Annotated in this window: 5 protein-coding genes and 1 pseudogene; 4 read left to right on the top strand and 2 right to left on the bottom strand. The window is 43.1% G+C overall.

Features of this window, described 5'->3' with window-relative positions:
- The first annotated feature begins 359 nt into the window (after nucleotides 1-359).
- Genes V7L29_RS26950 through V7L29_RS26940 form a run of 3 tightly spaced genes read left to right on the top strand, consistent with a single transcriptional unit; the run spans nucleotide 360 to nucleotide 2376 of the window.
- A complete protein-coding gene (locus tag V7L29_RS26950; RefSeq protein ID WP_334737371.1) occupies nucleotides 360-830 on the top strand; it encodes a YbjN domain-containing protein in 471 nt (156 codons plus the stop codon).
- 45 nt (nucleotides 831-875) lie between these two features.
- Nucleotides 876-1628: a lipoate--protein ligase family protein gene (locus V7L29_RS26945; RefSeq protein ID WP_334737372.1), complete on the top strand. Its 753-nt coding sequence runs from the start codon at nucleotides 876-878 to the stop codon at nucleotides 1626-1628.
- Nucleotides 1609-2376, top strand: coding sequence for a peptidase E (locus tag V7L29_RS26940; protein WP_334737370.1), 768 nt, complete (start codon nucleotides 1609-1611; stop codon nucleotides 2374-2376). The genes V7L29_RS26945 and V7L29_RS26940 overlap by 20 nt, the downstream gene beginning before the upstream one ends.
- Here the strand turns inward: V7L29_RS26940 and V7L29_RS26935 are convergent, their stop codons facing one another.
- Nucleotides 2377-2847: an HD domain-containing protein gene (locus V7L29_RS26935; RefSeq protein ID WP_334737369.1), complete on the bottom strand. Its 471-nt coding sequence runs from the start codon at nucleotides 2845-2847 to the stop codon at nucleotides 2377-2379.
- 671 nt (nucleotides 2848-3518) lie between these two features.
- Nucleotides 3519-5039 (bottom strand): bifunctional phosphoribosylaminoimidazolecarboxamide formyltransferase/IMP cyclohydrolase, encoded by a 1521-nt coding sequence (gene purH, locus V7L29_RS26930; RefSeq protein ID WP_334737368.1) that lies wholly within the window; start codon nucleotides 5037-5039, stop codon nucleotides 3519-3521.
- A gap of 1003 nt (nucleotides 5040-6042) precedes the next feature.
- On the opposite strand from purH, the pseudogene V7L29_RS26925 reads away from it, so the two are divergent.
- Nucleotides 6043-8688, top strand: a pseudogene (locus tag V7L29_RS26925) (beta strand repeat-containing protein); the annotation flags it as partial.
- Nucleotides 8689-9017: the final 329 nt, after the last annotated feature.

The raw sequence follows: 9017 nt of genomic DNA, 5'->3' as shown, positions 1-9017 counted from the left end.
GGAAGCAGGGTGGTTTCATACAAGCAGAGAAAAACTAAAACTGGGTTTCAAAGCCTCTCCCCCCGTGGGGGAGAGGTTTGGAGAGAGGCAAAAAGCCTAGACACAAAACGAGAAATCAAGACTTATGTATTTTTCTTTTTTCGTATGAAACCACCCTGCCCAACGCTAATAGAGAAGGGGTTGTTCTTGTTAGGTCTGTATTGCAGTCAACTGCAAAAGTGAGCGATCGCACTTTGAATTTTTGGGAAATGCGATCGCCCGCTCTACACCAAAGAGCAAAAGGAAGCTCAAACTAACTGCGTCCACAAGTTATAAAGTATGTGTAGATAAAACAGCGAGTATGTTGAGAAAAAATCTGTATGACAAGCTACCAAGAAACCAACGAATCCGTCAATGAACTAATCGCCGAGAGGACAAGCATCAACCATTTAGAGGTAATTGAAAATGTCATCGACTCTTTGGAACAAGATGACAGTGCGATGGTTAACCACACTCCAGAGGGAGGTTATCTCTGGAAGTTTAAGTATGGGAGTGTGGAGGTATTTGTCCAACTCAACGGCACAAGCGATGAAGACACCATAACGGTTTGGTCTGCGGTGCTAAATTTACCTGCCAAAAATGAACCTAAGTTGATGCGGTATCTTTTAGAGTTGAACTGCTCCAGCACTTTTGAAGCGCGTTTTGGTATTATTGAAAACCGAGTGGTTGTGATATCAACACGCACCTTAGCAGAGTTATCTCCTGGCGAAGTGTCTCGGATCATTACCATTGTGGCAACCATCGCTGATAATAACGATGAAGCTTTACAAGCTGAATTTGGTGCGACTTAAGGAATTTTGGATTTTGGATTTTGGATTGGGCTTTTGCTGTATCGGATGCATAGCAATCAAGTGTGGCGACTAATTCCTTTGCTAGAAACGGCTGGCAATGTACAGATGGCGATTGACCACTGGTTGCTAGAACAGCATCAGTCGGGAAAGCATCCGCCAACTCTGCGCTTTTATACCTGGTCGCCACCTGCCATTTCTCTCGGCTATCATCAACGCCAATACCCTGAATATTGGCAAAATTTAACTTGGCAAGGGCAAAAACTGGATTTAGTTCGGCGTCCTAGCGGTGGACGGGCGGTGCTACACCAAGGTGATTTAACTTACGCTGTAGTCACATCTGGATTGGTGGGTAGTCGCCTCCAGGTATACGAAAAAATTTGTGAGTTTTTGATTCAAGGGTGGCGATCGCTTGGCGTAGAATTAGATTACGGTACGGCTGGGCGAGGTTACATCCACAACCCTAACTGTTTTGGCACTGCTACCAATGCAGATTTAGTTTTGCCAGATGGTGCCAAACTCATTGGTAGCGCTCAACTGCGACGTGGTGGGGTAATTTTGCAACATGGTTCCATGCGTTTGCAACCGGATGCTGAACTGTTCGATCAAGTATTTGGTGCAGAATCTTTTAGGAATGTACAATTGCCTCAAAGTCTGAGTGTGGAAAATATTATTGCAGCTTTAGTTGCCGCAGCTAGTAATTGTTTTGATATGCAGATAGAGGTGAAACCCTTCTCGCAATCTGAGTGGGAGGAAATTTTGGCAAAACCGATTTCAGAGGTTGGTTCTCAGGTCATTTGATTGGATAGAAATAGAACATAATTTAAAAATGAGCACAAATTCAGTTCCTAAACAAATCATTGCAATGGGCGGTGGAGGCTTTTCAATGGAACCTGAAAACCCTTTGCTTGATCGATATATTCTGGGATTATCCAAAAAGAAAAGACCGAAGATTTGTTTTATCCCTACAGCAAGTGGTGATTCTGACAAATATATTGTTAGATTCTACTCAGCTTTTGTGCAGCTTCTATGTCAGCCATCTCATTTGTCATTGTTTAACCCACCAACATCGGATTTTAGGTCTTTTGTTCTTGAGCAGGACATTATTTATGTAGGAGGTGGAAACACTAAAAACCTAATTGCTCTTTGGAAAGAGTGGGGACTTGACCATATTTTGAGAGAAGCTTGGGAAAGTGGCGTTATTCTTTCTGGCTTGAGTGCAGGCTCTATTTGTTGGTTTGAAGAGGGAGTGACGGACTCTATTCCTGGGAAGATGACTGTATTACAGTGTCTTGGCTTTCTAAAAGGTAGTAACTGTCCTCACTACGACGGTGAGCCAACAAGAAAACCTGCTTACCATCAACTTTTATCAGCAGGACTTATTAGCTCTGGATATGCTGTAGACGATGGGGTTGCTCTCCATTTCGTTGGAGAGCAATTGGAAAAAGTTGTGAGTTCACGTCCGCAACCCAAAGCCTATAGTCTAGAAAGAGTAGATGAGACGGTTAAAGAAACGATTTTAGAACCTATATACTTGGGAAAAAGCTAACTATATTCCAGCGCGAAAATCTTGAGTAATTAGGGCAGTATCATCTTTCAAATATCCTGCGGCGACAAAATCATCAACTACTTGCAAAACAAACGGCCAAAGTTCCGGCGCACCCGTTTCTACAGGTGCTAATCGTTTCATCACCTGCTCGCGTCTAATACTATGAGTACGCAAAGTTCCACCCCCATTTTGCTGATTTTGCAGCAAGGGTTGTATACGGTCTAAGGCTGCGGCAAACTTAGTAGTGGGTGTTTCTCCTGCTTCAAACTCATCCCAAAGTAAACGCAACTCGCTACCTCGAACTGCTGGTAAAAGTCCAAATAAGCGTAACGCTGCTTGTGCTTCTCTTGCTGCCTTGCTGTCATTACCCTGCACATCATAACAGAAGGTGTCACCGAAGAAGCAGAGGGGAAGGGGGCAGGGAGCAGGGAGAGCAAACCCTTTCCCTCTGTGTGGAGCGAAGCGGAACATGGGTATGAAGCCCCGCCCTTCCAAGGCGATTGTCTTTCTTCGGAGTACAAGCTCCGTCCTAGCCTCTAGGTGATTCTCTCAATCATTCCAGCGAATATGCAAGAACTTTTTTCTGCATACCAATTAAAAAGCGCCTGGGAGTGTTACCGTGTTTCCACCCCAAACGCTTTTTATTTCTAACTTGCTCCTCACACAAATAAATACTATCACTGCTTCTATCAAAAGGTGAGTATAGTGAGTGACACTTTCAGAACTGCACCGCTAATTTAATTTCTGATACCATTTCACTAAATTGCTGCAACAAATACGTTGGAAACGCTATGACAAGCAATGCAATTTTTATATTTCTATATGCAAATTAAAAAACGCCTGGGAGTGTTGCCGTGTTTCCACCCCAGGCATTTTTTATTCTCAACTTGCTCCTCACACAAATAAACAATATCACTACATCTATCAAATGGCAAGTATATTGAGTGACATTTCTAAAATTGCACAACCAATCCAATTTCTGACAAATTAAAAAGCGCTTGGGAGTGTTGCCGTGTTTCCACCCCAGGCGCTTCTTATTTTTAACTTGCTCCTCACACACGACTCTACAATATCACTGCCTCTATCAAAGGGCAAGTATTTTGTGTGACACTTTAAAAACTGCACACCTTACGGTCAAGAATTTAGTGTAAAAAGTGACGTACACCAGTTAAGACCATCACTAAACCCAGTTCGTTAGCAGCTTTGATTGAATCTTGATCGCGCAAACTTCCCCCTGGTTGGACAATGGCTGTAATTCCTGCTGCTGACGCTGTTCTGACTGAATCATCAAAGGGGAAAAATCCATCGCTGGCGAGAATTGCACCTTTGGCTTTTTCTCCAGCTTGTTCTAGGGCAATTTTAACTGAGCCGACGCGGTTCATTTGACCAGCACCTACTCCTAGTGTAGTGCGATCGCCACTGACAACAATCGCATTAGATTTAACATGTTTGCAAACTTTCCAAGCAAACAGCAATTCGGTTAATTCGCTAGCGGTGGGTTGACGTTCGGTGACTACTTGCCATTGACTGGTATCAGCAATGATGTCATCGCTAGCTTGGACAAGGAAACCACCTGCGATCGCTTTCACTGTATCCTTAGAACCACTGCTCAAATCAGCTAGAGTCAAAACTCGCACATTAGATTTCTTGGCAAGGATTTCTTGAGCTTCTGTATCACAACTTGGTGCAACCACGCATTCTAAAAATGTTTTAATTAACTCGCTGGCTGTTGCCGCATCAATCGGACGGTTGAGTGCAACAATCCCACCAAAGGCAGAAGTAGAATCAGCATTGAAAGCTTTTTGGTACGCTTCTGAAATAGTGCTTCCCAGCGCTGTACCACAGGGATTTGTATGTTTAATAATCGTTGCTGCTGGAGTATCAGTGAATTCAGCAATAATTCGGCGTGCGGCTTCTAAATCAACTAAGTTATTGTAACTAAGTTCTTTGCCTTGCAGTTTTGTAGCGGCTGTCCATCCGGTTGGGGTAGTACCAGTTTGATACCAAGCGGCGGGTTGATGGGGGTTCTCGCCGTAACGCAGAGATTGTAATTGTGTGCCGCTAAGGGTGTACTGCTGTGCTTCTGCGAGGTAAGATGCTATCGCTTGATCATAACTAGCAGTATGCAAAAATCCTTTTAACGCAGACTTTTGCCGAAACTCTAGGGATGCTTCGCCGTTATTTTGCCGCAATTCCTGCAAATACTCCTCATATTGTGCCGGATCGCATAATACAGTCAGATAGGCAAAGTTTTTTGATGATGCTCGCAGCATTGCTGGCCCACCGATATCAATCTGCTCAACAGCTTCAGCCAATGTCACCCCTGGTTTAGCAATAGTTTCCTCAAAAGGATATAAATTCACTACCACTAAATCAATCGGGCGAATTTGGTTATTTTCTAAATCTGTAATATCTTGCGCGACATCTCGCCGCGCCAAAATCCCGCCGTGAATCCGGGGATGCAGCGTTTTAACTCGACCACCTAAAATCTCTGGAGAACCTGTGTAATCTGCAACTTTAGTAACTGGGAGTCCCGCATCTTTGAGTGCTTGGGCTGTTCCCCCACTGCTGATTAAATCAAAGTCAAATTCTTCAACCAAGCTACGGGCTAGGTCAATTAAACCAGTTTTGTTAGATACACTCAGCAGGGCTAGACGCGCCATTGATCAATTCCTTAAAAGTAGGCTAGAAGCGAAGGATCTCAAGTTTTACATAAGCCTTGGTTCACTTCAAGACCTTTAGCTTAAACAAAAAGAAACTCCAATACTGCTTGGTTAAGGTGCATAGCTATTGGAGATCCCCTTCCCTCTGCACGATTATCATTCTTCTTAAGACTATTTTGAGTATTTTAATTGATTGATAAAAGGCACTTTGTCTTAACTTCTCACGAATATCCTGGCAAAGACGCTACGCGAACGGGTTTTCCAAAGGAGTACGCAATTGACTTGTGTTCAACCGGACATGATATTACTTTACGTCCAAGTTTTCAGAGCAACTAGATTTATCTATGGGGTTTTCCCGTTGTCCCCCTATTCCCTTGTCCCCAAGGCTATTTCTTCAATCAGCGATCAGCAAATAATATGAAGATTATACAAAGATATTTCTTTAAATATAGACATTTAAGTAAATATTCGGTATTTAGTTATTATCGGGTTATTTAGATATTTCCTATTTTCAAGCTAAACACCCACGGATAATAGCCCACAACAAAGGCATAGAGATTCCTTCTCTTATGCCCTGTCAAATCTTCCCTATTTTCAAGCTAGTAAGACTTACACATTGACAAACCAGCTAAATTATCAACTGTGGGTTTCAAGCATTCAAGCTTGATTTTTACACTCTTTTTCAACGATGCCTACGGTAAATCCTTGCCTGGGCTACTGATGAAGGATGATTAAAAGAAGTCTGAAGCTAATTGTTTTTGTGAATCCACATGCTGATGAATTTGTACAGTGCCTAAGACTTAGATAGTTCGAGATAGTGCCAGAAGTATTACTTGCAATCCAATCAAAGGGTGAATCTTCAAAAAAAATTCCTAACCCTCAAGAGTGACATGAAAATATGTCGAAATATCAAGATTCAGCGAATTTTTCTGCCCGAAAACAGCACTAACAACAACTTGAGAACTGAATTTACTCCAAAAATCAATTTAGGTAGGAAAAAGTTATGGCAAATATCATTGGAACTAATGGTAACGATACGCTACTGGGTACTAACAGCGCGGATACGATTAATGGTCTTGCTGGCAACGATACTATCACAGGTAATCAGGGCAACGACACGTTAACTGGTGGTGGCGGCAAGGATAAATTTGTTTACAACTTCCATGACAGCGGCGGGGGCTTCGCGCCGCCCTACTTGAGCGAGGGCACTGATACGATCACCGATTTCGGTGGCATAGGTCAAGGAATAAACCCAACAGCAGCAGTGATTGCCGAAGTCGATACCATCAAATTCCAAGGAGATGGATTAACTGCTCGAAATCTGCTGCTGACCCAGAATGGTAAGAATCTGGAAATCACCTTTGAAGAAACGCAGCCTATTGCCAAAGTTATCCTCCAAAACTTCAAATTAGAAAACTTGGAGAATCTGAAAGCTTCTGGAGCAAAACCAGCTATTGGCAATATCCTGTTTGATGGGCAAACTAGCATCACCGACAGCTTTAATGTCTTAGATGCCAACTCCACTGATACTAGCATTGGCATCAAGAACACGGTGACTTTCCTCAATGACCTTGACAATAACATTACAGGTTTAGACAACTCAGATGATGTTGTGAATGGTCAGGGGGGTAATGACAAAATCAACGGCTTAAGTGGCAACGACCTTTTGAGAGGTGATGCCGGAAATGATACCCTCGTTGGTGGTGCAGGAAATGATACCCTCGTTGATGGTGCAGGGAATAACACCCTCGTTGATGACGCTGGTGATGATTTTCTCAATGTTGACTATTCAACAGGCAATAACTTACTCTCTGGAGGCGTTGGTAACGATGGCTTGAGTGCTATCGCTTCAACAGGCAATAACCTACTTAATGGTGGCGATGGCAATGATACTCTTTCGGCCTCTGGCAACTCGTCGTTCTACGACACAGACCCGGACAACCACACCGATCCCTCCTTAGGCAATAACACCCTCAACGGTGGTGCTGGCGACGATAACTTGGATGTTAACTATTCATCAGGCGATAACCTACTCAATGGTGGCGATGGCAATGATTATCTTAATGCCTCTGGCTTTAACGGTAGAGAAGATGTACCCACTTCTGGCAATAATACCCTCAACGGTGGCGCTGGTGACGATCGCTTGGATGTTTCCGATTCAACGGGCAATAATCTATTCTCTGGGGGCGATGGCAACGATACGATCTATGGGGGCAATGGCAACGATACGATCGATGGGGGAACAGGTAACGATACGATCTATGGGGGGATCAACGATACGATAAATGGGGGAACAGGTGACGATTTATTGTCCCTGAGATATTCAAGTTTTGTCTTTAGTCGCAGCAAAGGAATCACTTCGACATTCAATGCTACTACTAACATTGGCTCAATTACGGATGGCACGAATCGGATTAGCTACAAAAATATCAAACGATTAGATATCTTAGATACACAATACGATGACTTGATTGTGGGGAGCAATGGCAACGATACGCTCACCGTGGGCGATGGTGGCAATGATACCATTGATGGGGGAACAGGTGACGATTTATTGTCGTTCGAGAACTATTATAATTCTACCAAGGGAATCACTTCGACATTCAATGCTACTACTAACATTGGCTCGATTACGGATGGTACGAATCGGGTTAGCTACAAAAATATCGAACAATTAAATATCTTAGGTACAAAATACGATGACAACATTGTGGGGAGCAATGGCAACGATACGCTCACCGTGGGCGATGGTGGCAATGATACCATCGATGGGGGAACAGGTGACGATTTATTGTCGTTTGAAAACTATTATAATTCTACCAAGGGAATCACTTCGACATTCAATGCTACTACTAACATTGGCTCAATTACGGATGGCACGAATCGGGTTAGCTACAAAAATATCGAACGATTAGATATCTTAGGTACAAAATACGATGACAACATTGTGGGGAGCAATGGCAACGATACGCTCTCCACAGGTAGTGGCAATGATACCATTGATGGGGGAACAGGTGACGATTTATTGTCCGTCGATTATAGCGAGGCTACCAAGGGAATCACTTCGACATTCAATGCTACTACTAACATTGGCTCAATTACGGATGGCACGAATCGGGTTAGCTACAAAAATATCGAACAATTAAATATCTCAGGTACAAAATACGATGACTTGATTGTGGGGAGCAATGGCAACGATACGCTCTCTGGGGGCTATCGTCGCAATGACGATAATGATAGCCTAATTGGAGGATATGGTAATGATAGCCTAATTGGAGGATCTGGTAATGATACTCTAATTGGAGGATATGGTAATGATAGCCTAATTGGAGGATCTGGTACTGATACCTTTGCTTTCAATAGTTTCAATGAAGGCATTGATAGACTTGATGACTTCAACCCCACTAATGAACTCATTCAAGTATCGGCTGCGGGTTTTGGTGGCGGGTTATCAATCGGTTCACTTAAGACAAGTCAGTTTACCCTGGGAGCATCTGCAACCACTAGCACTCAGCGATTTATTTACAACAACATTACAGGTGGATTATTCTTTGACAAAGATGGCAGTGCGAATGCCTTTACTCAGATACAATTTGCACAACTATCGCCTGGGTTGTCACTAACCATAAATAATTTTACAGTTGTTTAATCGTGATTAGCGCTCTATCACTCTAAAAAGATGTTTGAAAAGTCCTCTAAGCAAAGAGCAAAACGTTTTAGATTCCCCTAAATTCACGCCACTTACTCATAGGAGAAACCCCCAAGTGCAGCGACTGGCATGGGCTAGGAGGGATCGATAAATGCCTAAAGCACCAGCGTCTTGAGCAAAAAATAAGTCTGCACGGCTATTTTTGCTTTCTTCCAAAAGTGCGATCGCTTATATGGACTAGGGCGTGTTTTCAAACTCGTTGTATCCTAAAAAAATAGGCGATCGCTATGTAGTAAAGATGAACCGAGGAGACTTAAGTAACGAACAGT

Origin of the sequence: Nostoc sp. (genome assembly GCF_036916575.1) — a bacterium.
In the GTDB taxonomy this organism is placed as follows: Bacteria; Cyanobacteriota; Cyanobacteriia; order Cyanobacteriales; family Nostocaceae; genus Nostoc.
This window is presented reverse-complemented; position numbering and strand designations above follow the sequence as displayed.

What these genes read in the sequence shown, in the direction of transcription:
- V7L29_RS26935 (WP_334737369.1), bottom strand. Translation starts at nt 2,847, where the DNA reads ATGTTCCGCTTCGCTCCACACAGAGGGAAAGGGTTTGCTCTCCCTGCT.
- purH (WP_334737368.1), bottom strand. Translation starts at nt 5,039, where the DNA reads ATGGCGCGTCTAGCCCTGCTGAGTGTATCTAACAAAACTGGTTTAATT.
- V7L29_RS26945 (WP_334737372.1), top strand. Translation starts at nt 876, where the DNA reads ATGCATAGCAATCAAGTGTGGCGACTAATTCCTTTGCTAGAAACGGCT.
- V7L29_RS26950 (WP_334737371.1), top strand. Translation starts at nt 360, where the DNA reads ATGACAAGCTACCAAGAAACCAACGAATCCGTCAATGAACTAATCGCC.